Consider the following 24033-nt stretch of genomic DNA (forward strand, 5'->3'; position numbering starts at 1 on the left):
ATGCCTCGCGGAGCGCGCGCATGACGCCTGAAGCGCAGCGGCGTGGCCCACGGCTTTTCTCCATCCCGCCCTCCGCCGCCTTCGTGGCGACGCTGGCCGATGCGCTGCTCGATGGCGTGCTGGTGGAGGGCTTCGCCCCGCGCGGCAATCCGCTGTTGCTGGCGACCGCCACCGTGTTCCTGCCGACCCGCCGCGCCGGGCGCCTGCTGGCCGAGGCGCTGCGCCAGCGCATGGGTTCCGGGGTAACGCTGCTGCCGCGCATCGTGCCAGTCGGCGATGTCGACGAGGACGCGCTGGCCTTCGCCGAAAGCTACACCGACCCGCCGCGCCAAGTGCCACCGACGACGCGGCGGCTGGCGTTGGCCAGCCTCATCCGGGCGTGGCGCCGGGCGCTGGCGGGGCAGGACGGCCGGGTGGCCGTCGCCGCCGGGCCGGGGGCCGAATTCGCGCTGGCGGACGAACTGGCGCGGCTGATCGACGAGATGGCGGCGCAGGAAGTGCCGTGGGAACGGCTTGACGCGCTGGTGCCGGGCGAGCACGACCGCTACTGGGACATGGCGCTCGACTTCCTCAAGATCGCCCGCGACTTCTGGCCCGCCTTCCTGGAGGCGGAGGGCTGCGTCGACGCCAGCGTGCGCCGCGACCAGTTGATCGCCGCCGAATCCGAGCGGCTGGCGAGCCTGCCGGAGGGCGGCCCCGTCATCGCGGCCGGCTCCACCGGCTCGATGCCGGCCACCGCCCGGCTGCTCGCCACAATTGCCCATCTGCCCCGCGGCGCCGTCGTGCTGCCGGGGCTCGATTTCGCGCTCGATGAGCGCTCATGGGAGGCGCTGACGGACGCGCAGGACAGCGCGCCGAGCCACCCGCAATACGGCCTCGCGCTGCTGCTCCAGCGCCATATGCGGGTCGACCGCGCCGCCGTGCGCGAGCTGGCGCCGCCGGGCGCCCATGGGCGCGAGAGGCTGCTTTCCGAGGCGCTGCGGCCGGTCGCTTCCACCGAGCAATGGGCGAGCCTTTCCGACCGGCTCGACCCTGCCGCCATCGACGCGGCGCTGGCGCAGGTGAGCGTCATCGAGGCACAGGATGCGCGCGAGGAGGCGCTCGCCATCGCGCTGGCCCTGCGCGAGGTGCTGGAGGTGCCCGGCCGCACCGGCGCGCTCATCACCCCCGACCGCGACCTCGCCCGGCGGGTAGCGGCGGAGTTGCTGCGCTTCGAGGTCGCTATCGACGATTCCGCCGGCGAGCCTTTGTCGGAGAGCGGGCCGGGCCGTTTTGCCCGGCTGGTGGCCGATGCCTGCCGCGAGGACCTGGCGCCGCTGCCGCTTTCCGCCCTGCTGCGCCATCCGCTGGTTCGCTTCGGGCTGGACCGTGCCACCCTCGATGAAAGCGCGGACGCGCTGGAGATGACGGTGCTGCGCGGCCCGCGCCCGGCGGCGGGGGCGCAGGGGCTGACCGAGGCGGCGGCAGGTTTCAACCCGAAGGATTTTCACCCGCGCGATCCGCGGGCGTCTATCGGCGAGGGCCGCCGCGCCCTTGCCGACGCGCTGGCGCGCCGGATTTCCGAGGCCCTCGCCCCGTTGCTGGCGCTGGGCGAGGGCGAGCACGCCTTCGCCACGCTGCTGGAAGCCCACCGTGCGGCGGTGCAGGCAGCGTGGAGTGGCCCGGATGCCGGCTCGCCTCACGACGAGACGGCGCTGGCCGAACTTGCCCACGCCTTCGAGATGCTGGCGGAAGGCGCCCCACACGCCCCTGTCATGACGCTCGCGGACTATGCCGCCGCGCTGGTGCTGCTGCTGGCCAGCCAGCCGGTGCGCCCGCCGCTTTTGCCCGGCGCGCGGCTGCGGATTCTCGGTCCGCTCGAAGCGCGGCTTGTCGGCGTCGACCGGGTGGTGCTGGCGGGGTTGGTCGAGGGAACCTGGCCGAACGCGGTGCGCGCCGACCCCTGGCTCAGCCGGCCGATGCGGGCGGCGCTGGGGCTGGAGGCGCCGGAACGGCGGATCGGCCTTTCTGCCCACGATTTCGCGCAGGGCTGCGGCGCGCCGGAGCTGGTGCTGTCCTATCCGCGCAAGCTGGGCGGGGCGCCGACCGTGCCCTCGCGCTTTCTCCAGCGCCTCGCGGCGGTGAGCGGGGAGGCGCGCTGGCGGGCCGCGATCGCGCGCGGCGACCGCTTCCGCCGCCTCGGCGCCTTCATCGAGGAAGAGAAGCCGGCCGCCCGCATCGGGCGCCCCGAGCCGGCGCCGCCGCTGACGCTGCGGCCGAAGCAGCTCAGCGTCACCGAGATCGAGACCTGGCTGCGCGACCCCTACACGATCTATGCCCGCCACGTGCTGCGCCTCGCCCCGCTCGACGGGCTGGACGAGGCGCCCGGTGCCGGCGAGCGCGGCAGCGCGATCCACGACGCGCTCGGCACTTTCGCGCAGGCCTTTCCCGAGGCATTGCCTGAGGGGGCCGAGGCGGTGCTGCTGCACTATGGGCGGCGGGCTTTCGCGCCGCTGGAACAGTTTCCCGCCGAGCACGCCCTGTGGTGGGCGCGCTTCGAGCGGCTCGTGCCGCGCGTTATCGGCTGGGAACGCGCCCGTCGCACGCGGACCCGCCGCGTGCTGGCCGAGCAATATGGAAGGCTGCCATTGGCCGGCGGGCGCTTCACCCTGACCGGGCGTGCCGACCGCATCGAGCAATTGGCGCAGGGCGGGCTGGCGATCCTCGACTTCAAGACCGGCGCCGTGCCGACCGCGAAACAGACGGCGGTGCATTATTCCCCGCAGCTGCCGCTGGAGGCGGCGATGGCGGCGGCGGGGTGCTTTCCCGATGTGCCGGGTGAGGAGGCGGCCGGGCTGGTTTATGTCCGGCTGGGCACGGCAGAGGTGAAGGAAATCAGCGCGGTGGACAAGGACAGCACCGCCGCCGGCCTCGCCACCGATACGCTGGCGCGGTTGCAGACGCTGATCGCCGCCTTCGAGAACCCCTCGCGCGGCTATGCCTCGCTGGCCCGGCCGATGTTCGGCGGGCGCTATGGCGATTATGACCATCTGGCGCGGGCGAAGGAATGGTCGACCGGCGGGGAGGGCGAGGAATGAGCGAGCCCACCGACCTCGCCCCCGGCGCGCTGCGGGCGGCGACCGTGCTGCAGACTTCCGCCTCCGACCCGATGGTCTCGGCCTGGGTTTCCGCCAATGCCGGCTCGGGCAAGACCCATGTGCTGGCGCGGCGGGTGATCCGCCTGCTCATGCGCGGTGTGCCGCCCGGTCGCATCCTGTGCCTCACCTACACCAAGGCGGCGGCCGCCAACATGGCCAACCGGGTGCTGGGCGAACTGCGCCGCTGGACCACGCTGGACGATGAGGAACTCGACAAGGAGATTCTCAAGACCGATGGCGGCGCAGCCGGCGGTGAGCGGCGGGCGCAGGCGCGGCGCCTGTTCGCGCAGGCGCTGGAAACGCCTGGCGGGCTGAAGATCCAGACCATCCACGCCTTTTGCGGCGCGCTGCTGCACGCCTTCCCCTTCGAGGCCGGCGTGCCGGCGGGCTTCGGCGAGCTGGAGGAAGCCGCGCGGCTGGAACTGCTGGCGCGGGTGCGGGCCGAAGTGGTGCTGCAGGCGTCGGGTGCCCCCGAGAGCGAACTCGGCCGGGCGCTGGCGCTGATCGTCGGGATCACCTCCGACACCGGCATCAATGATCTGCTCAAGGAACTGGTGGCGGACGCGCCGGCCTTGGCGGCGAGCGACGAGGATCTCGCGCGCGCCGTCGGACTCGAAGGGCCGGTGGCCTCCGTCGACATCGAGCGGGCCATCATCGAGGCGGCGCTGATCCCGCGCGGCGCGTGGATCGGGCTGGCCGACGCGCTGATGCTTGAAGGCGGCAATTGCGCCAAGCGCGGCCAATCCCTGCGCGCGGCGGCGCTGGCGCCGGAAGAGGCGGTGGCGGAGGCCTATGCCGGCGTGTTCCTGAAGGAGGACGGCGAGCCGTATTCCGACGGCCAGTTCGGCAATGCGGCGGCGCGTGCGAAATATCCTCAGCTTCTGGCCGAGCGCGACCGCGTCGCCCCGCTGGCGCGCGAGCTCATCGCCGCCCGCGCCTTTGAGCGCAGCCGGGCGGTGCTCATTCTGGGACGCGAGGCGGCGCGGCGCTATGTCAGGGCCAAGGTGGCGCGCGGCGTGCTGGATTTCTCCGATCTGGTCGACGCGGCGCGGCAGCTTCTGGCCTCGGGCGCCTCGGCCTGGGTGCATTACAAGCTCGACCAGGGCATCGACCATGTGCTGCTGGACGAGGCGCAGGACACCAGCCCTGACCAGTGGGAGGTCATCCGTCCGCTGGTGGCCGAGTTCTTCGCCGGCATGGGGGCCCGCGAGACGCGGCTGCCGCGCACGCTGTTCGTGGTCGGCGACGAGAAGCAGTCGATCTTTTCCTTCCAGGGCGCCGACCCGCGCCGCTTCGACACGGTGCGGCGCGAGTTCGAGGCGGCGGGCGGCACCGGCTTCGTGCATGTGGAACTGCAGCACTCGTTCCGCTCGGCGCCGGGCATATTGGAGGCGGTGGACGCTGTGTTCGGCCGCGAGGCCTCCTATCGCGGCCTTTCCGCCGAGGCCAAGCCGCCGGTGCACGCGCCGATCCACGCCGCGCTGCCCGCGTTGGTGGAGATTTGGGAGCCGGAGGCGCCGAGCGAGAAGGTGGATGTCGACGCCTGGCAGCGCCCGCTCGACGCGCCCAGTGCCGACGACCCCAAGGGACGGCTGGCCAAGAAGATCGCCGCCCATATCGCCGCGCGCATCAAGGAGGGCTTCCCCGTCACCGGGCGGTACGGCACGCGCCCCGCCCGACCGGGCGACTTCCTCATTCTGGTGCGGCGGCGCGACGGGCTGTTCACCTCGATCATCCGCGAGCTGAAGCAGGCGCGCGTCGATGTGGCGGGGGCTGACCGGCTGGTGGTGGCTGAGCATATCGCCGTGATGGATTTGATGGCGCTGGGCGACGCGCTGCTGGCGCGCGACGACGAACTGGCGCTGGCCAGCGTGCTCAAGAGCCCGCTCTTCGGCCTCGACGACCATGATTTGATGACGCTGGCGCCCGGCCGCGAGAGCCTGCTGGAAGACACGCTGGCCGCCCGCGCCGGGGAGAACCCGAAATGGCACGCGGCGGCGACGCGGCTGGCACGGCTGCGCGAGGAGGCGCGGCAGCTGCGGCCGTTCGATTTCTACACCCGCGTGCTCGGGCGCGAGCGCGGCCGCTCCGCCATGCTGGCGCGCCTCGGGCCGGAAGCCGCCGACGCGCTGGACGAGATGCTGGCGCTGGCGCGGGCCTATGAGAGCCTGGAAGCGCCCTCGCTGGCAGGATTTCTCGCCTTCCTGCGGCGCGGCGGGGCCGAGGCCAAGCGCGACATGGAGGCCGGGCGCGACGAGGTGCGGGTGATGACGGTGCACGGCGCCAAGGGGCTGGAGGCGCCCTATGTCATCCTCGCCGACACCACCTCCGGCCCGATGACCCGCCGCACTGCCGGGCTGTTGCGGGTCGAACTGCCGGACGGGCGGCGCGTCGCCCTGCACGCGCCGGCGAAGAAGGGCGACACGCCGGCCATGGCGGGCGCCCGCCAGCGCGGCGACGACGCGCAGCAGGACGAATATCGGCGCCTGCTCTATGTCGCGCTCACCCGTGCCGAGACCGCGCTGGTGCTGTGCGGCGCCGATGGCGCGAAGCAGCGTCCGGCCGAATGCTGGTACGACCTTGTGCGCGGGGCGCTGGAGCCGGAAGCGGTGGAGCGTCCCGCCATCGGCTTTGCCGGCACGGTGCTGCGCTGGCGCGGCGGCGGCGATGCGGCTCCCGTGGCGGCGCTGCCGGCCTGTGTCGCGCCCCCCGCCGAGGCAGAGGAGCGGGCGCTGGCGCGGGCACTGGCGCGGCCGGTGATCGAGCCGGTGGCGCGGGCAAGCCTGCGTCCCTCCGGCGCCGATGTCTTCGCCCCGCTGCCCACCGGCGACGCCGCGCGGGCGTTGGAGCGCGGCGACCTGCTGCACCGGCTGATGGCGGCGCTGGCTTCCCTGCCGGGCGAGGCGCGGGCGGATCCGGGCCGGCGGCTGCTGGCCTCAACCACCGACTGGCCGGAGGAAGCCCGCGAGGAACTGCTGGCCGAGGCGCTGGGCACGCTTGCCCTGCCCGAACTCGCCGGCCTCTTCGCGCCCGGCAGCCTCGGCGAGGTGCCGCTGGCGGGCGAACTGGACGATGGCACGGCGATCTCCGGGCGCATCGACCGGCTGAGCGTGAGCGAGGGGCGCGTGCTGATCGCCGATTTCAAGACCGATCGCCATGTGCCGCGGGCCGGGTCTGCCCTGCCTCCCGCGCATGTCCGGCAGGTTGCGCTTTACGCGCGGCTGCTGGCCCGGCTGTTCCCGGGCAAGGAAATGCGGGCCTTGCTGGTCTATACCGCCGGCCCGCTTGTCCACACGCTGGAAGGGTCGGCGCTGGAGCGCGCGGTGGAAAGCGTCACGTTGGGGTGACGGCGCCTTGACGCATGGGGGGGCGGCTACCTACCTTCACGCCAACTTCCTGATTTTTCTAGATTCGTGAAAGGTGTCCAAATGGGCGTCGAAAAGGTTTCGGACCAGAGCTTCGAGTCCGACGTGCTGAATTCCTCCGCTCCGGTGATCGTCGATTTCTGGGCCGAATGGTGCGGCCCCTGCCGCATGGTCGCCCCCGTTCTCGACGAGATGGCCGGCGAACTCGGCGACAAGGTGAAGATCGTAAAGCTGAACGTCGACGAGAACCCGGCGACGGCGTCGAAGTACGGCATCATGTCGATCCCCACGCTGCTGCTGTTCAAGGACGGCCAGCTCGCCTCGCGCCAGGTCGGCGCGGCGCCTAAGGCCAAGATGCTGCAATGGGTCAACAGCGCGATCTGAGCGCGGTACTTCCCCCATACGATCAACCCCGGCCGGTCCTCCGCGCCGGGGTTTTTATTTCCGGCCGCCCGCTTCCGGGTGATGCACGACAAGGATATCGTGCGCGATCTTATCCTGTTCGCTCGATTTTGGAGACCTTCCATGTCGCTTTCGATGTATGACGCTTCCGTTCCAGTCTTCCAGCGCGCCCTGGGCAATCTCGACGCCCTTCTGCGCAAGGGCGAGGAGCACGCTGCTACTAGCGGTCTCGACCTCTCTGAGCTTGCCGCCGCCCGGCTCGCGCCAGACATGTTTCCGCTGACCGGCCAGATCCAGAGCGCCTGCGATTCCGCCAAGTTCGCCGCCGCGCGCCTGACCGGCACCACCGGGCCGAGCTTTGCCGACACCGAGACGAGCTTCGAGGAGCTGCACCAGCGCATCGCCGCGACGCTGGACTATCTCGCCAGCGTCAACGCGGCCGACTTCGAGGGTAGCGAGACGCGCGAAATCGTGCAGAAGTCGCGGCGCGGCGAGCGGCATTTCGTCGGCACCAGCTATCTCTTGACCTTCGCGCTGCCGAACTTCTTCTTCCACGTCACCACCGCCTACGACATCCTGCGCCACAAGGGCGTGCCGGTCGGCAAGTCGGACTATCTCGGGGCGTTCTGACGCGCCACGCCGCCCCGTTACGGGTCAGTGGGGCGGCGGGAAGGCGAGCACCTGCCGCGTGTAGCTCTCCACCAGCGCGCTGAACGGCGTGCCGTCCGGAAGGGTCAGCACGGCGCGGTGCTCCAGCAGGAAGGCGGGGAATTCCAGCGCGCCGGGGCCTGCCGGCGGCAGCGGGGTGCCCATGGCCCAGCCTTCCGGCAGGGGCTGCCACAGCAGCCGCGATGCCAGCGTGGTGCGGCGGAAGTCGAGCGGCTTCACCACGCGCCCGAAGGAGGTGTCGGTGGTTTCCAGCGTCTCGTTCATCGCCGGCGTCAGCCGGTCCGGCAGATACCAGTTGTCGGCTTCCGACAGCACCCTTTCGCCGCAGGTGAGCCGCACCCGGCGGTAGCGCACGGGCTCGTTGGCATCGACGTTGAGCAACGCGCGGATCTCCGCGTCAGCCGGCTTGTCCTGCCCGCGCACCCGGTCGGCGACGATGACCGGCTGTGCGGCGAGGCGATGCGCGGCGCACCAGCGGTCCAGCGTCAGCGTCGCACTGGCATTGGCGAGCAGGTCGGCGTTTAGCGTCTGCACCAGCGCCAGTGCCGCGAGGCGGCTGAACGCGGTGTCCGGCCAGCGCGGAGCCTCGTCGGCGCGGGCTGGCAGGCTGGCGAAAGCGAGGCTCGCCACGAGGCCGGCGGCGAGCAGGGGGAGGGCGCGCGCCCTGATGCGAAGCGGCACCGTGGTGATGGCGTGAAGTCCCAAAGGCGCCTCCGGCCTGCCGGCACCCGTTCGATGCCGAAGCAGGCAATGGCGCAAAGCGGACCGCTTGTCGAGACGGCGTCGCCCGCGGGAAGCACCACCCATGGAATCCGCGCGCGAGGGGCCGGGCCTGTTCGCTCCGGCCCCCATATGCCGGCCTCAATGCTCCAGCAGGTTCTCGCGCAGCGTCGCGCCCTGGTAGCGGGTCCGCATACGGCCGCGCCGCTGCAATTCCGGCACGACGAGATCGACAAACTCCTCGAAGCAGCCCGGCGTGTAGGTGGCGGCCAGCATGAAGCCGTCGGCGCCGCCTTCGTCCATATAGTGCTCGATCTGGTCGGCAATGTCGGCCGCCGTGCCCACCGCGACCGGCATGCCCATGCCCTGCGCATAGATCATCGCGGCCTCCTTCACCGTGACCGGCGCGCCGCCCTTGGCATAGATGATGGAATCGAACAGGCCCTGAATGCCGGGAACCTCGATGTTCTGAACGATGGCGTCGGGCGCGAACTTGGAGAAGTCCAGCCCGAAATGGCCGGACATCCAGGCCAGCGCGCCCTCGGGGGGGATGCAGGCGCGGATGCGCTCATATTTTTCCTGCGCCTCGCTGCGGGTTTCCGCCACCACGGTCTGCAGCCCGTAGATCAGCTTCACCGAGCCCGGCGCGCGGTTGTAGGTGCCGGACAGCCGTTCGTTCAGGTCGGCGGCGTAGCCCTTCATCCGCTCGACATTCGGATGCACGGCGAAGATCGCCTCGGCATGCTTGGCGGCGAAGTCACGCCCCTGTCCCGATGAGCCGGCCTGCCACAGCACCGGACGGCCCTGCGGCGAGGGGGCACAGAAATGGCGGCCGTTGCACTTGTAGTATTTGCCCTCGTGGGAGACGACCTTGACCTTGTCGGGGTCGGCATAGATGCCGGATTCCTTGTCGGCGATGATGGCGCCAGGCTCCCAGGAGTCCCAAAGCTTGTAGCAAAGCTCCATATACTCTTCGAGCCGCTCGTAGCGGCCGCTGCGGTCGGTCATCGGCTGGCCATAGGCGTCCCATTCGCTCTTGGAGTAGGACGAGACGATGTTCCACGCCACCCGGCCGGAGGAGAGGTGATCGAGGCTGGAGAGGCGGCGGCACATCGAATAGGGGTGCTCGAAAGCGGTCGACAGCGTGACGCCGACGCCAAGGTGCTTGGTGGCGCCGGTGATGATTGGCACGATGGTGGAGGGCTCGTGGGTCGGGCACTGCACGGCCCATTTCACGATGGCGTCGGAACTGTCCTCATGGGTGTTGTAGGGCGCGAGTTCGTCGGCGATGAACATCGCGTCGAACAGGCCGCGCTCCATGGTCCGCGCCATGTGCTGCCAGTATTCCGGGCGCGCGAAGTTCCACTCGACCTTGTCGCGCGCATGCCGCCACATGCCGGTGGCGTGGCTGTTCACGCCGTGCTGGATGAAGCCGAGGAGATGGGCGTGCTTCTTGGTCGCTGTCGTCATGGTCGGGCCTCGCGCCTGGAAGGTCATGAAACGGGCATGGCCGTGGGTGACGGCCATGCGTAGTGTTCGGAGGGAGACGGCCGAAGGGCCCGGCTCAGACGCTCGGGCGCTCGACGAAGAAGGCAATGCCGATGCCGGCAGCGGTGCCAAGCACCAGCAGCGGCCCGGCATAGATCCACATCGGGGCGACGCCGGCGAGGGCGATGAAACTGGCCGACAGCACCACCGAGACCGCTGCCATGCCGACATAGTTGTAGGGCGGCACGTCGTTTGGCTCGGCCTTGCCGCGCCTGTATTCAACAACCGCGTTGCGCACGCCACGCGAAAAGCCTGCGAGGAAGAGGAGGGCCGCCGCGATACCGAGGACGACAATGAGTGTGTACATGTTCAATCCTTCCGAAAGATGAGGTGACGACGTTGCTTCACTCGGCTCCGGGAACCGGGCTGGCGATCTCGTCGCTCACGCGGCGCAGGCTGGTGACGTCGAAATCCTTGCCGCCCAGCATCCCGCTCACGAACACGGTGAGGCCGCCGATGGCGACGATGGAGAGCGTGCCCGCCAGTTCCCCGACCCATTCGTAGATCGGCATGCCGATGGCGATGGAGGCGACGATGCCGCCGACGAAGCCGAGCGTGTTGGTCCGCGGCCACAGGATGGCGAAGACGAGAGGCAGCAGGATCGAGGTCTTCAGCGCGTAGGTCGTGAGCACCAGCGTGGTGAAGTCGACGCCCGACAGCACGATGATGGTGGCGACAAGCCCGCCGAGCAGCACCGAGATCTTGGTGATCGGGAACAGCAGGCGCTCCGAGACGCTCGGGAAATAGCGCTTCACGATGTCCACCGCGACGATCGACGACAGGGCCGAGGAGGCGCCGTCAATGGTGGAGTAGCAGGCGGCGAGGATCACCAGCACATAGAGCAGCACGAGGGTGAGCGGCAGCCCGATATGCGAGACGATGTAAGGGCCGACCGCCGCGATGTCGCCGCCGAAATCGGCCGGCGTCAGGCCATAGGCGATGCCGACGAGGCCGAGCATGCCGAGGCAGATCGGGATCGGGTAGAACAGCGCGCCGGCCCACAGGAAGGTGCGGCCGACATCCTTGCTTTTGATCGCCCACACCTTCTGCCAGAAGGTCTGGTCGGAAACCGTGGCCGCCAGCAGGCCGAAGGCGAGGGTGATGCCAAAGCCCGCCGCCGCCTCGGGCCGAAGCACCGAGAGATATTCCGGCCCGGCGGTCTCGACCGCGCCGAACACCGCGTCGGCCCCGCCGGGGATCGCCGCGAACACCGCCGCGACGACGATCGCCGCCGGCACGGTGATCATCAACGTGTTGAGCGTGCCGGTCATCACGCTGGTCCACAGCCCGCCGAAATAGGAATAGGTGAGCACGCAGACGATGCCGACCACGGTCGCCACCCGCCAGTCGATGCCGAACACGGTGGAGACGACGAGCGAGGTGCCCTTCAGGTTGATGAGGATCTCCAGGACGATGCCGAAGATCATCGTCAGCGTGACGATGCCGGTCGCGACCTTCGATTTCGAGAAGCGGTACTGGATGAACTCCGAGATGGTGTAGCCCTCGGGCATGTTCTTGCGCAGTACCCGCGCGAACGGGATCATCGCCATGACCGCGAGGCCGTTCGGCACCACGAACCAGAACAGGCCTGAAAGGCCCCACTGGAAGGTCATGGCCGAACTCATCATCACCGCCATCGCCCAGGTCCATACCGAGATGACGGAGGCGACGCCAAAGCCGAAGCCGACGCGGCGGTCGGCGATGATGAAGTCGTGCGTGTTGCGCACGAGCAGCAGTTTCACCGCATAGGAAAGCGCCAGCGAGAACAGCCCCAGCCCGATCATCGAGGCGAAGCCGAGCGTCGGCGTGAGACTCGGCATAGACGCAAATACTGATTTGTCCATTGCGATATTCTCCGCAGGGTTAAAGGCTGTGGTGAAGTCTGTGGTAGTTTCTCTTGCAGTAAAGGAGTGGCTCGCCATCGCTGGATGCTTGCGCGTGCGTGACGTCGCACAGCACGATGGAGTGGTCGCCGGAGGGAATGATCTCGACCACGGTCGCCGCAATCTGTCCGATGGCGCCATCGAGAACCGGAGCGTGGCGGATAAGCTGGGAAAGACGCACGTCCGCGTAGCCAGTGCCCTCGCCCACGCGCCGGGCGAAGCGCTCGGACAGCACCTGCTGCTCGGCGTGGAGCACCGAGATGCCGACTGGCAGCCCCGGCCGCAGACTGGAATGGCTCTCGCTGGCGCGCGACAGGCAGAACAGCACCCGCAGCGGCGCGAGCGACACCGAGGTCACGGATGTCGCGGTGAACCCGTGAACGCTCTCGCCGCGCCAGAACGAGACGACGCACACGCCGGAGGCGAGCCGGCTGAAGACATCCTTGAAGCCGCGTGTGATGTCGTGGGGATGTTCGGTCATCGTGCAGTCGCCTCGACACGGAGCGGCACCGTCGCACTGCAAAGGCAGGAAAGGGCTCGTCCGGGAGGCAGGCTGGGGCGGGTAAAGGTGAGGAGCATGGGGGGTACTCAGGTGATTGTATATATTGTTTATAGAAAATATTGAAAACTTCAACTCTCGGCAACTTCGAGCGTCCGTGCCGCGCGCAGCGGGCGGATGACGTGCTTCATGAAGGGGCCGGCATCCCGCATCGGGTCGTCGAACTGGCAGACGATGCGGTTGACGCCGAGTGCTTCAAGCCTTGGAATGCGTTGGCGGATGTCCTCGAACGAGCCAATCAACCCGAGTTCAAAGCCGGCATTGGAATCGACCATCTGGTCTTCGCTGAGCGAGGCCCACGCGGCCGCGCCCGAGGCGCCGATCACCTCGCGGAAAAAGGCAATGGTGTCCGGGTTGCGGCGCGCGACCACCGATTTCCACCGCTGCCGCGCCTGTTCCGTCGTGTCGGTGGCGATGACATAGGCATTGGCCGCGATCCGCAGTTCCCGGCCCCAGCGGTTGGCCTCCTGGCGGGCATTGTCGATGTGCCGCTTGAGGTCGTCGTCGCCCATGCCGTTGAGAAACAGGCAGTGTCCCCACTCCGCCGCCATGCGGATGGCGCGATCCGAATGGCCGGCGATCCACACTTCCGGCAGGGCCGCGGGGTCGAGGCCGTAGTTCGGCGGCTCGCCAATGTCAGTTTCACCCACGCCGGTGGCCGCGCTTGCCTCGGCGGGCGGGTTGAACAGCCCGTGCAGCGAGCGCAGGAACTCGGCCGCCCGGTCATAGCGGCCGTCATGGTCGAGCCAGTCGACGCCGGAGAGATCGAACTCCTCCCGCCACCAGCCACAGACGATGTTCATGCCGAGCCGCCGCTCGGAGATGCGGGTCAGGGTGTCGAGCATGCGGGCGACCAGGAAGGGCGAGCGGAAGCCCGGCTTTACCGCGCCGCATAGCCCGACCTTGTGGGTCACGGCGGCGATGGCGGCAAGGATGGTCCAGGCGTCGGCGACGCTTTCGCGGGGGCCGTGGATGCAGTTGAGCAAATTCTCGGAGGCGTAGAGAAAGTCGAAGCCCAGCGCCTCGGCCTGCTGCGCGATGGCGAGGCAGGCGGCCACGTCCGGCCCGGTGGGTGCGTCCTGCGAGCGCAGCCATCCGCCATAGACCGGAAGCCAGATGCCGATTTCCATGTGTCCACTCACCTGTTCACCCTGCGACGCGAGCGCCCGGCGCGGTGGAAGCGACGAACCCGGTCTGTCCGCTTCCCTCGCGTTGCTACGCTCGGCCTTTCAATGGCAAGCGGTGCGCCAAGAAATCGAGACCGGCGCAGAAATAATGAAATGCTTCAAATTTAGGCGATAATGCGCGAAAATAGTCAGTAATATGATCAACTTGAGTGCAGAATGGGCGATGTCATATATTCAGTTCATGAGGCCGGAATAGTATTAATGGAAAGGCGTCGACATCATCGTTCCGGCTGGGGAAGATGAGCCGGGTTCATCATGCGGCGGGGGGCTGATCGATTTGGCAGCACCGGCGTTTGCGGTGTGGCCCGAATTTGAACGCGGCCGCCGCGCCCCGGGGGCGGGGCTCCGGTGGATGGACGGCCGGCGAGGGAGACCTAGCGTGACCTTCGAGCAAATGAAGATCTTCCTGGAGGCGGCGCACTACGGCAGCTTCACCCATGCCGCCGAGCAGCTTGGCATCACCCAGTCGGCAGTCAGTGTCTGCATCAAGAAGCTGGAGGAAAAGCACGACGTCGCTCTGTTCGATCGCACGGGGCGGCGGCTGGTGCTCACCGAGGCGGGACAGGTGCTGCTGAGCGAGGCGGAACGCATCCTGCGCGACGTCGAACTGACCATCCTGCGCATCGAGAGCCGGCGCCCGTTGGAGGCCTTCGCCATCGCGGCCTGTACCGGCCATGCCTATGATCACTGGATGCCGGAGATGGCGGTGGCGGGCCGCGAGGGCTTACCCGGCCTGCGGCTGGTGCGCGCCGAGGTTGACGATGTCACCGCCCTGGTGATGCGGGGAAGCGCAGATGCCGGCATCACCAATGTGATGCCGAGCCACCCGCAGTTCCGCCTCACCCGCGTGTTTACCGACACGCTGATCGTCTGCGCCCACCCGGCCCTTGCCCGGCGCCTGCCGGCGGATATCGGCTGGCGCGAGCTTGCCGATCACGCGCCGCTGGTCTGGGAGCAGAGCGACCTGACGCCCACCATCACGGCCGGCCTGATGGCGCAGCGGCTGGACCCGGGGCGGCTTCTCGACCCGAAGCTGCGGCTCGCCTCCAGTATGGCGGTGCTGTCTCTGCTCAGGGCGGGACGCCACCTTGCCCTGCTGCCCGAGCGGGCGGTGAGCGCCCATCTGGAGGCGGGACGGGTGGAGCGCATCGGCACCCTGGCCATTGCGCTGCCCTACTGGCTGTTTGCCCTGCGCGAGCGCGACATGGACACGCTGGCCACCGAGATCGCCCGCTTTGCCGGCTGACGCTCACGCCGGGGCGGCACTCTGCCGGACGGGTCCGAACTCGCGCTTGAGCGTGGCGCGCAGAGTTGCCGCATCGTTGCTGGGCGTCAGGTTGAACAGGCGCCGGTAGTCCCGGTTGAACTGCGAGATGCTCTCATAGCCGACCTCATAGGCCACGGCCGATATGGTGGAGGCCCCAGACAGCGTTCGGCGCGCCTCCTGCAGCCGCACCCGTTTCTGGAACTGGACCGGGGTCATCGAGGTCACGGCCTTGAAATGCCGGTGGAAGCTCGGCACGCTCATATTCGCCTGCGCCGCGAGATCGGGAATGGACAGCGGCGCGGCGAAATTCTCCCGCAGCCAGGCCGTCGTCCGCCCGATGCGGGCGGCATGGCCATTGGCGAAAGCGAGCTGGCTCAGCATCGGACCGTGCGCGCCATGCAGCAGCTTCCACACGATTTCCCGCCGGACCAGCGGCGCCAGAACCGGAATGTCCTGTGGCCGCTCCAGCAGGGAGATCAGGCGGATGAGGGGGTCGAACAGGTCCGGGTCCAACGGGTGTTTGGCGGCGACCAGCGTGTCCGGTGCCTTGGGCGTATCGCCCGCCGCCTCGAGCAGGAGGTCGGCGACGATGGCGGGGTCCAGCTCCAGATGCACCGCGAGATAAGGCTCCGACGGGCTTGCCACTGTCACCTGCGAGGTGACGGGCACGTCGGCGGCGCACAGAAGGGATTCCCCGGCCGCATAGTGAAAAGGGATTTCGCCGACCATCAGTTCCTTAACGCCGCGCCCGACAAAGCCGAAGGATGGCTGGTAGATGGAGTGCCCCACCTCCGAGGGAACATCGGTACGGCCGACCTTCAGCCCCTCGATCGGGGTCACGTAATCGTAGCGGGCATGGCGCTCGATGACACTCAGCAGGTCGGAAAACTGTGGTTTCATCATGTGGGAGCGTTCCCTTGCAGGCGGTTGATCTGCCCGCCGATTGGTTCGACACCGCCTCGGCCGGCAGCGTGAAGCCTTCTCGATTGGCTCGGCATCCGCGCGAGGGGCCTTCGCCCTTACTTCACCTGCGCAGGTGGTCAGGCACTATGCATATTCTATCAAGAGCGCGCCCGATCCTCTCAAACGGTGCGGCCAGGCGATCACATTTTGCGGCGCGCGCGGGCACTGAGAGGAACGGGCCGGACTGTGATCGCCAATGCGTAGAGGCGCGCGCGCTCGCCATGCTCTCTGCACCCCCGTCCATCGACGGCGCGGTGCAGGCCAAAGGAGCAGCAGACATGACGGCGGAGAAATTTCGTGTGGGGATCATCGGGGCGGATACGAGCGCGAGCTGGGCCGGGGCCTCGCATATCCCGGCGCTGCACGCGCAACCCGGCCTTATGCTCGCGGCGGTGGCCACCCGTCGCGAGGAAACCGCGAAGGCGGCGGCCGCGGCGTTCGGCGCCGAGCGCTGGTTCGCCGATCCCTACGCGCTGATCCACGACGCGAGCATCGATCTCGTCACGGTCGCCGTGAAGGTGCCGGCACATCGGCCGCTGGTGCTGGCGGCGCTGGCGGCTGGCAAGGCGGTCTATTGCGAATCCCCGCTCGGGGCGAGTCTGGCCGAGACCGAGGAGATGGCCGCCGCAGCAGGCTCCCTCCACACGGCGATCGGCCTGCAGGGGCGGCATAATCCCGCCGTGCGCCGGGCGGCCGAGCTCGTGGCGTCCGGAAGGCTTGGCCGGATTCTGTCGGCACGGGTCGGCGCGACGACCTTCGGCTTCGGCCCGCAATCGCCGAGCGCCTATGACTATTTCAACAAGGCGGCCTCCGGCGCGAGCTTCCTCACCATCACGACCGCCCATGTGCTCGACATTGTCGAGGCGGTGCTTGGAAATATCGGGGAAGTCGATGCGCGTACCGAGCTTCTGTGGCCGGAGATCGAGATTGTCGATACGGGGGAGACCTCACGTCGGGAGATTGCCGACCATGTCGACGTGATCGCCCGCACCGCCAGCGGCGCGCCGGTATCTGTTCAGGTACTCGCCGGTGTGCCGGCGGAAGAGGCGCATTTTAGCTTCGAGATTCGGGGCTTGGCCGGCTGGCTGAAGCTTTCCGGCAACCATCTCGCCGGCGTGCAGGTGGGCGATCTCACCTTGTCGGCCAGCATTGATTTTATCGCGCCGGACGCACCGATCGCCACCGGTGTCGGTCCGACCGCCGCCGGATTCTGGGCGGGCGCCTCGATCAATGTGGGCGAGGTCTATGGCTCCCTCGGTCGCGATCTGGCGAAGGGAAGCCATGCAACGCCCGGCTTCGCCCATGCGCTGCACAATAGTCGCCTCATTGCTGCGGTCGAGCGCGCGGCGCGCACTGGCGCGCGGCAGCGGCTCGTTGCCTGACGACGAAGCCCGGCGCGGTCGCTGGTGTTGAGAGCAGTCTGAGGAGAAGCGCGATGCGGATGCGAAGGCTTGGCGGCAGTGGCCTGTTCGTCTCGGAATTGGCCTTCGGGGCCATGACCTTTGGCGGCACGGACGGCCTGTGGGGGCAGGTCGGCCAGCTGGGACAGGAGGAGGCTGACGCCGTGGTCGGCGCCGCGCTCGATGCGGGGATCAACCTCTTCGACACCGCGAATGTCTACGCCCATGGACGTAGCGAGGAAATCCTCGGGCAATCCTTGCGCAACCTCGGTGTCCCACGCGACCAGGTGGTGATCGCCACCAAGGTCGGCTCGGCCATGGGGGCGGGTCCGAACGACCGGGGCGCCTCGCGTCGGCACATCCTCGCCCAGTGCCGCGCCAGCCTCGCCCGCCTGAGGCTGGGCCATGTCGACCTCTACCAGATCCACGCCTTCGACCCCGCGACCCCGATGGAGGAAACGCTGGAGGCGCTCGACACGCTCGTGCGCGCCGGTGATGTCCGCTATGTCGGGCTGTCGAACTGGGCGGCGTGGCAGGTCATGAAGGCCATCGGCCTCACGGAGGCCCGGCGCCTCGCGCCGATCACTTCGCTTCAAGCCTATTATTCGCTGGTGGGGCGCGACGTGGAGCGCGAGATCGTACCGCTGCTCGCCTCGGAGCGCGTGGGGCTGATGGTCTGGAGCCCGCTCGCCGGAGGCTATCTCACCGGCAAATATTCCGGCGCCGACGAGGGTGATGGCGGCCGGCAGACGACGCTGGACTTCCCGCCCATCGACCGCGTGCGCGGCGAGCCGCTGATCGAGGTACTGCGGGCGGTGGCACGCAAGCATGGCTGCCTTCCGGCGCAGATCGCCATCGCCTGGCTGCTGCGCCAGCCGGCCGTCTCCACGGTCCTCATCGGCGCGAAGCGGGTTGAACAGCTGCACGCGAATGTGCGGGCGGCGGCCATCGTGCTGGAGGAGGAGGATCTGGCCGAGCTCGACACCGCCAGCCACCTGCCGAGCGAATATCCGGGGTGGCTGCTTCGGGCTTGAAGGCTTTGGCTCCCCCCTTGGGACCGTCATCCCGACGGCTGCCGAGGCGGCGACCCGAGCGCCCGCCGCCCGTCTTATCTGTGCCAGTCCCGCACCACGACGCGGGTACGGCTCCCCGCCGACTCTACGCCTCTGGCGAACGCATCCCGCTCGCTGACGCGTTCATAGTGGAAGGGGTAGGCGAAATCGGGTGTGAAGGACTGGACGGCGGAGACGCCGCGTTCCGGCGTCAGTGTCCAGCGCGAAATCGCCAGGAAGGCGATGTGAATATCCTTCAGCGCCCGCAGTTCGGGCGTAGCGTCGGTGTCGCCCGAGATATAGATGCGGCGGCCGTCGACGGTGAGCACATAGCCATTGTCGCGGCCGCGCGGGTGATAGGAGGTGAAGGCGGGCACGGTATGGTAGGCGGGAATCGCCTCGATCCGCACCGCGCCGACCGTCACCGTCTCGCCATTGGCCAACGCCGTCGCCCTTGCCTGGAATTCGGGCGGCAACAGCGGCATCGTGGCGGGATTGACCACGAGCCTCGTCGCCGGGCCGACGACCTCCCGCAGCGTCGCCAGGTCGAAATGATCGACATGCTCGTGGCAGATCAGCACTAGGTCGGGCACGGGCTGCCCCTCGAAGAGGGCGGCACCGCCGGCTGGATCGTTGTAGATCACCATGCCAGACATTTTCAGGACGAAGCTCGCCTCCCGGATCGGCACCACGGTGATCGCGCCGCTGTCGGTGGGGTAGCGGTCGCCCTGCTCCTCGGCCTGCCCCGCGAAAGGGGTGAGGCCGACAAGCGGGGGCCCCGCAAGGCTGGCGAGCGCGAACCGCAGCGCATGGCGCCGCGTCAGGTGTAGTCCCGTCATCTGCGTTCCTTCACAGGGTTGCCGGGGCCCTGCGTCCCACGGCGAAAGCGCGGGCTCACATGAGGTGTTCCAGCCGGATCGGCAGGTCGCGCAGGCGTTGGCCGGTGGCATGGAACACGGCGTTGGAAATGGCGGCGGCGACGCCGACCACGCCGATCTCCCCCACCCCCTTCACCCCGGCGCGGTTCACCAGCGGGTCCTCCTCCTCAACCATGAGGGCCTCGACATCGACGATGTCGGCATTCACCGGCAGGAGATAGTCGGCGAGGTTGGCGTTGATGTAGCTGCCGTTGCGGGGGTCGATCTCGGTGTGCTCGTGCAGGGCGGAACTGATGCCCCAGATCATGCCGCCGACCAACTGGCCATGGGCGGTGCGCGGGTTGATGATGCGGCCGGCGGCGAAGGCGCCCACCGCCCGGGGCACCCGGATTTCATGGGTGCGCGCGTGGACGCGGACCTCGACCAACTGCGCGCCGAGAGCAAACTGGACCCGGTCGGGCAGGTGGACGCCGCCCGAGGGGACGGCCTTGCCGCGATAAAGGCCGGCGATGCTGTCCACGCCATGGGCACGGACTTCGGCCAATTCCTCGACCACCCCCCTGCCGGAGGCCTTCATTGCCGGCATGATTTCCGAGGGGGAGGCCCCCTCGATGCCAAGCCGGCGGCGGATGGCGTCGCAGGCGGCCATGATGGCGGGGGCGACGCTGGCGGTGGAGGAAGACCCGCCGGCGACCACGGCCGGGGGTAGGTCGGAATCGCCGAGCGACACCGTCACCTGCTCGAACGGCACGCCCAATTGCTCGGCGGCGACCTGCGCCATCATCGTGTACATGCCCTGGCCCAGTTCATGGCCGGCGCTCGACACATGGACGCGCCCATCCGCGCTCAGCCGCACCCGGGCCGAGGCGTTGCCGGCATAGGCAGGATAAAAGGCGGTGGCGCAGCCCCAGCCGATACGCCAGTCGCCCTCGCGCATCGAACCCGGCGGCTTCGTCCGCTCCCCCCATCGGAACCGCGCCGCCGCCTCGTCGAAGCAGCGCATCAGCGAGCGGCTGGTATAGGGCAGGCCGCCAATCGGTTCGGTCCGGGTGTCGTTGATGCGGCGAAGCTCGATAGGGTCCATGTCGAGCGCAGTGGCGAGTTCGTCGAGTGCCGTCTCCAGCGCGAATCCATAGGGCACCTCGCCGGGACCGCGCATGAAGCCGGGCGTCGAGCGGTCGGCGGACACCGTGTTCACTCGCACCGAGACGTTCGGGCAGGCATAAAGCCGGGCGGTCATCGAGGCCGCGCCCATGGCGACGGAATCGGCGCGCGAGGTCAGCTCCCATCCCTCCTGCCGCAGGGCGACAAGGCGGCCGTCCCGAGTAGCGGCGAGCTGCACCCGGTGGCGTGTCTCGGCGCGATAGCCGGAGACGGTGAAGCCCTGCTCGCGTGTGGCCACCAGCTTGACCGGCCGGCCGAGCCGCTTGGCCGCGATCGCCACGAGCGCCGTGCGCTGGGTGAGGAACCCCTTGGAACCGAAGGCGCCGCCGACATAAGGACTGACGACGCGGATGCGTTCAGGTTCGATGCCAAGTTGCTCGGCCAGCCCGAACTTGACGTTGTTCACATATTGGCTCGGTTCATGGACTGTCAGCCGGTCGCCCTCCCACACGCACTGGGTGGCGAAGAGCTCGATCGGGTTCTGGTGCTGGGTGGGGGTGGAGTAGTCGGCGTCGATCCTGACCGGCGCAGCCGCATAGGCGACCTCGAAATTCCCGACCGCCAGATTCATCGGCTCCAGCGCCTGCGTGACGGCGCCCTCCGATCCCATGTCGGCGGAAGGCGCGGGGTGCGGGTGATAGGTCACATTGATCCGGTTCGAGGCCTCGCGCGCGGCCTCGAATGTCTCGGCAACGACCATGGCGAGGGGCTGGCCCCAATAGGCGACCTCCGCCGAGCCGAGCGGGCGCACGGAATCGGAGATGTAGCCGCCTTGGTACATCGCCGGGGTCTGGCGGATATCCTCGCCGAGGGTCTCATGGGTCAGAATGTCGATGACGCCGGGAACGGCGCGGGCCTGCGCGAGGTCGAAGGACCGGATAGTGCCCCGGCCGATCCGGCTCACATGGAGATAGGCGTGGGCGGTGCGGGGAAGCCTGACATCGCTGGGATAATGCGCCTCGCCCGTGACCTTGGCGCGCCCCTCATAGCGTTGGGGCGTCCGGTCTGACGCGGCATCGGGGGCGGGAGTGAGCGACTTGGTCATGGTGCGGGCTCCATCGAGGCGACCTGCAGCAGTGCGCGCACCAGCGTCGATTGACCGAGCGCGACCTTGAAGGCGTTGTGGGCATGGGGCGTGGCGTCGGCAAAGGCGGCTGCGGCGGCCGTGCGCGCGCTCTCATCGGACAGCGGGAGGCCCTGAAGCGCCGCTTCGGCCTCGCCCGCCCGCCACGGCACACTCGCCACGCCGCCAAGCGCGATGCGCGCTTCCCGCACCGTGCCGCCGTCGATATCCAGCGCCACCGCGACGGAGGCGACTGCGAACTCATAGGATTGCCGGTCGCGTATCTTCAGATACAGCGAGCGCCGCGCCCAGGGGGCTGCGGGAACGATGAACTCGGCGATGATCTCGCCCGGGTGCAGGTGCGTTTCCAGATGCGGGGTCGTGCCGGGTAGCCGATGAAGCGCGGCGAAGGGGAGCGTGCGGCTGCCGCGCGGCCCGACGACGACGATCGTGGCATCGAGGGCGAGGAGGGCCTGCGCGAAATCGCCGGGATAGGTGGCGATGCAGTGCGCGCTGGTGCCGAGCACCGCATGGGCGCGATTGGCGCCCTCCAGCGCGGCGCAGCCACTCCCCGGCACCCGCTTGTTGCAGGCACCCCATGACGGGTCGCGGAAATAAGCGCAGCGCGTGCGCTGAAGCACATTGCCGCCAAGGCTGGCCATGTTGCGCAGCTGCGCGCTGGCGGCGAGCGACAGGCTCTGCGCGATTACCGGAACGTGGGCGATGATGTCGGGATGGGCCGCGACCTCCGCCATGCTGGCGAAGGCCCCCAGCTGGAAGCTGGCACCGTCCCGTCTGATGTACCCGAACTCCTGGCGCAGCGCGGTCAGGTCGATCACCCGGCTCGGCTGCATGACCTCCAGCTTCATCAGATCCAGCACCGTCGTGCCGCCGGCGAGGAAAGTGGCGGAGGCGTGCGGGTCGGCGGCGAGAACGTCGCGCATTTCAACCACGGCCTCGACCATTGAGGGAGGGCGCGAATAGTGGAAGGGGCGCATGGTCAGCCCCCTTTCATCTGATCGCGGGCCTCGATCACGGCGGCCACGATGTTGGGATAGGCGGCGCAGCGGCAGATATTGCCGCTCATATATTCGCGGATGTCCGTCGGTGTTTCGGCATGGCCCTCCCACACGCAGCCGATGGCCGAGAGGATCTGCCCCGGCGTGCAGTAGCCGCACTGGAAGGCGTCGTGATCGATGAAGGCCTGCTGCATCGGATGCAGCGCGCCATCCGGGCCCGCCACGCCTTCGATCGTCGCCACCTCGCTCTGCTGATTGGCCACGGCGAGGGAGAGGCAGGAAAGCGTGCGCCGGCCGTCGAGAAGGACGGTGCAGGCGCCGCATTGCCCGTGGTCGCACCCCTTCTTCGATCCGGTGAGCCCGATGTGCTCGCGCAGCGCGTCGAGCAGGGAGGTGCGGGCGTCGATCTCCAGCGCGTGGCGGCGGCCGTTCACCCTCAGGGCGACGCGAACGGGCGCGGGGCCTTCAGGCGCCGGCGGTGTCGCCTGCGCCCCGGCCTCGCCGGGCAGCAATGGGAGGGCGCCCGTGAGAGCCGACCCGATGAGAAAACGGCGGCGATTGCTGGAATGGCCGTCCGTTCCGTCTCTTGGCTTATCCATCGCTTATCCAGACATGAAGCTGTGCGCCAGGCTCGATCCCCTTTGCGCCGGCTGATGGCCCGCGCGCGGCCGAAGCAGGGATCGTCGCCTTGAGGGCGGCCGGGGTCGCGTTGACTGGCCCAACATCACCATGCCGTTGCGGCAGAGGGATATGCAGATCCGATCAGAGTGCGGCCCGATTCGCTCAATCGGGGCACGCGGGCGGCCCGGTGGGGTCAGCGCAGTCTTGCGGCCAGAAAGTCCACGAAGACGCGAACCCGCGCCGGCATGTTCGCGCCACCGACGAACACGGCATGGATCGGCTCGACATCGCCGGGATTGAACGGCTCCAGCAACGGCACGAGACGGCCGGCGGCGAGGTCATCGACGACCCCGAAATTGCCGACCCGGGCAATCCCCACCCCGTCCGCCGCGAGCTGTCCCAGCGTCTCGCCATTATTGGCCTCGATGGTCCCGGTCACGGTCATCGCATAGTCGCGCCCGTCGCGGCGGAACGGCCATACCGGCTCGGCGCGGCGGAAATTGAAGTTCAGGCAGTTGTGCCGGAGCAGGTCCTCGGGCACCTGCGGCGTGCCGTGCCGCTGGAGATAGCTCGGCGAGGCCACGACGGCCCGACCGTTCTCGCCGAGCCGTCGCGCGGTCAACGCACTGTCCGCCAACGGCCCGAACCGGATCGCCACATCCGCCTGTCCCGCCGCCACGTCGACGACGGCATCGGTCAGGCTGATATCGATGAGAATATGCGGGTAGCGACGCACGAAATCGCCCAGAAGCGGCACGATGCATAGCCGGCCATGCGAGAACGCCGCGCTGACCCGCAGCCTTCCGCGCGGGGCGCCCTGGTCGGCGATCACCCGCTCCGCCTCGTCGAGATCGGCCAGAATGCGCCGGGCGGCGGCGAGATAGCTCTGCCCCTCCGCCGTGAGGGTGAGCGCGCGGGTGGTGCGGATCAGCAGCCGCACGCCGAGGCGTGCCTCGATGCGGTCGATGGTCCGGCTGACCGCCGAAGGAGTGAGGCCCAGCACGCGGCCGGCGGCGGAGAAACTGCCGGTGCGCGCAACCGTCGAGAAGACGTCGAGTTCCCGCGCGCGGTCGGTGCCCTCCATAGCCATCTTTGCGTTCCATTCAAAAATGCTTGGCCTGCACGAGGCCTACTCC

At 68.8% G+C, this 24033-nt stretch carries 19 protein-coding genes; 7 read left to right on the forward strand and 12 right to left on the reverse strand.

The genetic code is table 11. The features are described 5' to 3' along the window. The first annotated feature begins 20 nt into the window (after positions 1 to 20). The 4 genes from addB (at position 21) to EV667_RS04190 (ending at position 7534) form a co-directional block, all read left to right on the forward strand. Positions 21 to 3077, forward strand: a complete 3057-nt coding sequence (gene addB, locus EV667_RS04175; RefSeq protein ID WP_131834032.1) for a double-strand break repair protein AddB — start codon at positions 21 to 23, stop codon at positions 3075 to 3077. Next, complete coding sequence (gene addA, locus EV667_RS04180) at positions 3074 to 6484, forward strand: double-strand break repair helicase AddA (RefSeq protein ID WP_131834033.1); 3411 nt, start codon at positions 3074 to 3076, stop codon at positions 6482 to 6484. The genes addB and addA overlap by 4 nt, the downstream gene beginning before the upstream one ends. Before the next feature lie 81 nt (positions 6485 to 6565). After that, a complete protein-coding gene (gene trxA, locus EV667_RS04185; protein ID WP_018389357.1) occupies positions 6566 to 6886 on the forward strand; it encodes a thioredoxin in 321 nt (106 codons plus the stop codon). Positions 6887 to 7027: 141 nt separating this feature from the next. Continuing rightward, complete coding sequence (locus EV667_RS04190) at positions 7028 to 7534, forward strand: DUF1993 domain-containing protein (RefSeq protein WP_131834034.1); 507 nt, start codon at positions 7028 to 7030, stop codon at positions 7532 to 7534. Between the two features lie 24 nt (positions 7535 to 7558). On the opposite strand, the gene EV667_RS04195 is transcribed toward EV667_RS04190, so the two are convergent. The 6 genes from EV667_RS04195 to EV667_RS04220 form a co-directional block, all read right to left on the reverse strand. Continuing rightward, positions 7559 to 8278, reverse strand: coding sequence for a hypothetical protein (locus EV667_RS04195; RefSeq protein ID WP_425358997.1), 720 nt, complete (start codon positions 8276 to 8278; stop codon positions 7559 to 7561). A gap of 156 nt (positions 8279 to 8434) precedes the next feature. Further along, the gene (locus tag EV667_RS04200) at positions 8435 to 9763 is read right to left on the reverse strand and encodes an LLM class flavin-dependent oxidoreductase (RefSeq protein WP_131835008.1); all 1329 of its coding nucleotides are present in this window, start codon (positions 9761 to 9763) and stop codon (positions 8435 to 8437) included. A 94-nt stretch (positions 9764 to 9857) separates the two neighbouring features. Next, on the reverse strand, positions 9858 to 10148 hold the full coding sequence (locus tag EV667_RS04205) for a hypothetical protein (RefSeq protein WP_131834035.1): 291 nt from the start codon (positions 10146 to 10148) through the stop codon (positions 9858 to 9860). A gap of 37 nt (positions 10149 to 10185) precedes the next feature. After that, positions 10186 to 11661 carry a sodium:solute symporter family transporter gene (locus tag EV667_RS04210; protein ID WP_131834036.1) on the reverse strand — a complete coding sequence of 492 codons (1476 nt, stop codon included), beginning with the start codon at positions 11659 to 11661 and terminating at the stop codon, positions 10186 to 10188. Between the two features lie 43 nt (positions 11662 to 11704). Next, a complete protein-coding gene (locus EV667_RS04215) occupies positions 11705 to 12205 on the reverse strand; it encodes a flavin reductase family protein (protein WP_131834037.1) in 501 nt (166 codons plus the stop codon). A 149-nt stretch (positions 12206 to 12354) separates the two neighbouring features. Continuing rightward, positions 12355 to 13413: an LLM class flavin-dependent oxidoreductase gene (locus EV667_RS04220; protein ID WP_131834038.1), complete on the reverse strand. Its 1059-nt coding sequence runs from the start codon at positions 13411 to 13413 to the stop codon at positions 12355 to 12357. 436 nt (positions 13414 to 13849) lie between these two features. Here EV667_RS04220 and EV667_RS04225 point away from each other — a divergent pair, with 436 nt between their 5' ends. Beyond that, positions 13850 to 14716, forward strand: a complete 867-nt coding sequence (locus tag EV667_RS04225) for a LysR family transcriptional regulator (RefSeq protein ID WP_131834039.1) — start codon at positions 13850 to 13852, stop codon at positions 14714 to 14716. Between the two features lie 3 nt (positions 14717 to 14719). On the opposite strand, the gene EV667_RS04230 is transcribed toward EV667_RS04225, so the two are convergent. Further along, on the reverse strand, positions 14720 to 15640 hold the full coding sequence (locus tag EV667_RS04230) for an AraC family transcriptional regulator (protein WP_207907668.1): 921 nt from the start codon (positions 15638 to 15640) through the stop codon (positions 14720 to 14722). Between the two features lie 14 nt (positions 15641 to 15654). Between EV667_RS04230 and EV667_RS04235 the strand changes: the two genes are divergently transcribed. After that, complete coding sequence (locus EV667_RS04235) at positions 15655 to 17082, forward strand: Gfo/Idh/MocA family protein (protein ID WP_245515960.1); 1428 nt, start codon at positions 15655 to 15657, stop codon at positions 17080 to 17082. Positions 17083 to 17135: 53 nt separating this feature from the next. Further along, positions 17136 to 18134 (forward strand): aldo/keto reductase, encoded by a 999-nt coding sequence (locus tag EV667_RS04240; protein WP_131834040.1) that lies wholly within the window; start codon positions 17136 to 17138, stop codon positions 18132 to 18134. Between the two features lie 74 nt (positions 18135 to 18208). On the opposite strand, the gene EV667_RS04245 is transcribed toward EV667_RS04240, so the two are convergent. From EV667_RS04245 to EV667_RS04265, 5 genes are all read right to left on the reverse strand, one after another. Next, a complete protein-coding gene (locus tag EV667_RS04245; RefSeq protein WP_131834041.1) occupies positions 18209 to 18991 on the reverse strand; it encodes an MBL fold metallo-hydrolase in 783 nt (260 codons plus the stop codon). Positions 18992 to 19046: 55 nt separating this feature from the next. Continuing rightward, on the reverse strand, positions 19047 to 21239 hold the full coding sequence (locus tag EV667_RS04250; RefSeq protein WP_131834042.1) for a xanthine dehydrogenase family protein molybdopterin-binding subunit: 2193 nt from the start codon (positions 21237 to 21239) through the stop codon (positions 19047 to 19049). Next, positions 21236 to 22255, reverse strand: coding sequence for an FAD binding domain-containing protein (locus tag EV667_RS04255; protein ID WP_131834043.1), 1020 nt, complete (start codon positions 22253 to 22255; stop codon positions 21236 to 21238). The genes EV667_RS04250 and EV667_RS04255 overlap by 4 nt, the downstream gene beginning before the upstream one ends. A 2-nt stretch (positions 22256 to 22257) precedes the next feature. Then, entirely contained in the window at positions 22258 to 22875 is a 618-nt protein-coding gene (locus tag EV667_RS04260; protein WP_131834044.1) for a (2Fe-2S)-binding protein, read from the reverse strand. A gap of 215 nt (positions 22876 to 23090) precedes the next feature. Then, positions 23091 to 23987: a LysR family transcriptional regulator gene (locus tag EV667_RS04265; RefSeq protein WP_131834045.1), complete on the reverse strand. Its 897-nt coding sequence runs from the start codon at positions 23985 to 23987 to the stop codon at positions 23091 to 23093. Positions 23988 to 24033: the final 46 nt, after the last annotated feature.

Origin of the sequence: Ancylobacter aquaticus, assembly GCF_004339465.1 — a bacterium.
GTDB classification, from domain to species: Bacteria; Pseudomonadota; Alphaproteobacteria; order Rhizobiales; family Xanthobacteraceae; genus Ancylobacter; species Ancylobacter aquaticus.

Excerpts from the sequence above, each read along its gene's own strand:
- EV667_RS04220 (WP_131834038.1), bottom strand. The coding sequence starts at position 13,413 with ATGGAAATCGGCATCTGGCTTCCGGTCTATGGCGGATGGCTGCGCTCG.
- EV667_RS04210 (WP_131834036.1), bottom strand. The coding sequence starts at position 11,661 with ATGCCGAGTCTCACGCCGACGCTCGGCTTCGCCTCGATGATCGGGCTG.
- addB (WP_131834032.1), top strand. The coding sequence starts at position 21 with ATGACGCCTGAAGCGCAGCGGCGTGGCCCACGGCTTTTCTCCATCCCG.
- EV667_RS04265 (WP_131834045.1), bottom strand. The coding sequence starts at position 23,987 with ATGGCTATGGAGGGCACCGACCGCGCGCGGGAACTCGACGTCTTCTCG.
- EV667_RS04255 (WP_131834043.1), bottom strand. The coding sequence starts at position 22,255 with ATGCGCCCCTTCCACTATTCGCGCCCTCCCTCAATGGTCGAGGCCGTG.
- EV667_RS04205 (WP_131834035.1), bottom strand. The coding sequence starts at position 10,148 with ATGTACACACTCATTGTCGTCCTCGGTATCGCGGCGGCCCTCCTCTTC.
- EV667_RS04215 (WP_131834037.1), bottom strand. The coding sequence starts at position 12,205 with ATGACCGAACATCCCCACGACATCACACGCGGCTTCAAGGATGTCTTC.
- EV667_RS04260 (WP_131834044.1), bottom strand. The coding sequence starts at position 22,875 with ATGGATAAGCCAAGAGACGGAACGGACGGCCATTCCAGCAATCGCCGC.
- addA (WP_131834033.1), top strand. The coding sequence starts at position 3,074 with ATGAGCGAGCCCACCGACCTCGCCCCCGGCGCGCTGCGGGCGGCGACC.
- EV667_RS04250 (WP_131834042.1), bottom strand. The coding sequence starts at position 21,239 with ATGACCAAGTCGCTCACTCCCGCCCCCGATGCCGCGTCAGACCGGACG.
- EV667_RS04230 (WP_207907668.1), bottom strand. The coding sequence starts at position 15,640 with ATGATGAAACCACAGTTTTCCGACCTGCTGAGTGTCATCGAGCGCCAT.
- EV667_RS04200 (WP_131835008.1), bottom strand. The coding sequence starts at position 9,763 with ATGACGACAGCGACCAAGAAGCACGCCCATCTCCTCGGCTTCATCCAG.
- EV667_RS04190 (WP_131834034.1), top strand. The coding sequence starts at position 7,028 with ATGTCGCTTTCGATGTATGACGCTTCCGTTCCAGTCTTCCAGCGCGCC.
- EV667_RS04245 (WP_131834041.1), bottom strand. The coding sequence starts at position 18,991 with ATGACGGGACTACACCTGACGCGGCGCCATGCGCTGCGGTTCGCGCTC.
- EV667_RS04240 (WP_131834040.1), top strand. The coding sequence starts at position 17,136 with ATGCGGATGCGAAGGCTTGGCGGCAGTGGCCTGTTCGTCTCGGAATTG.
- trxA (WP_018389357.1), top strand. The coding sequence starts at position 6,566 with ATGGGCGTCGAAAAGGTTTCGGACCAGAGCTTCGAGTCCGACGTGCTG.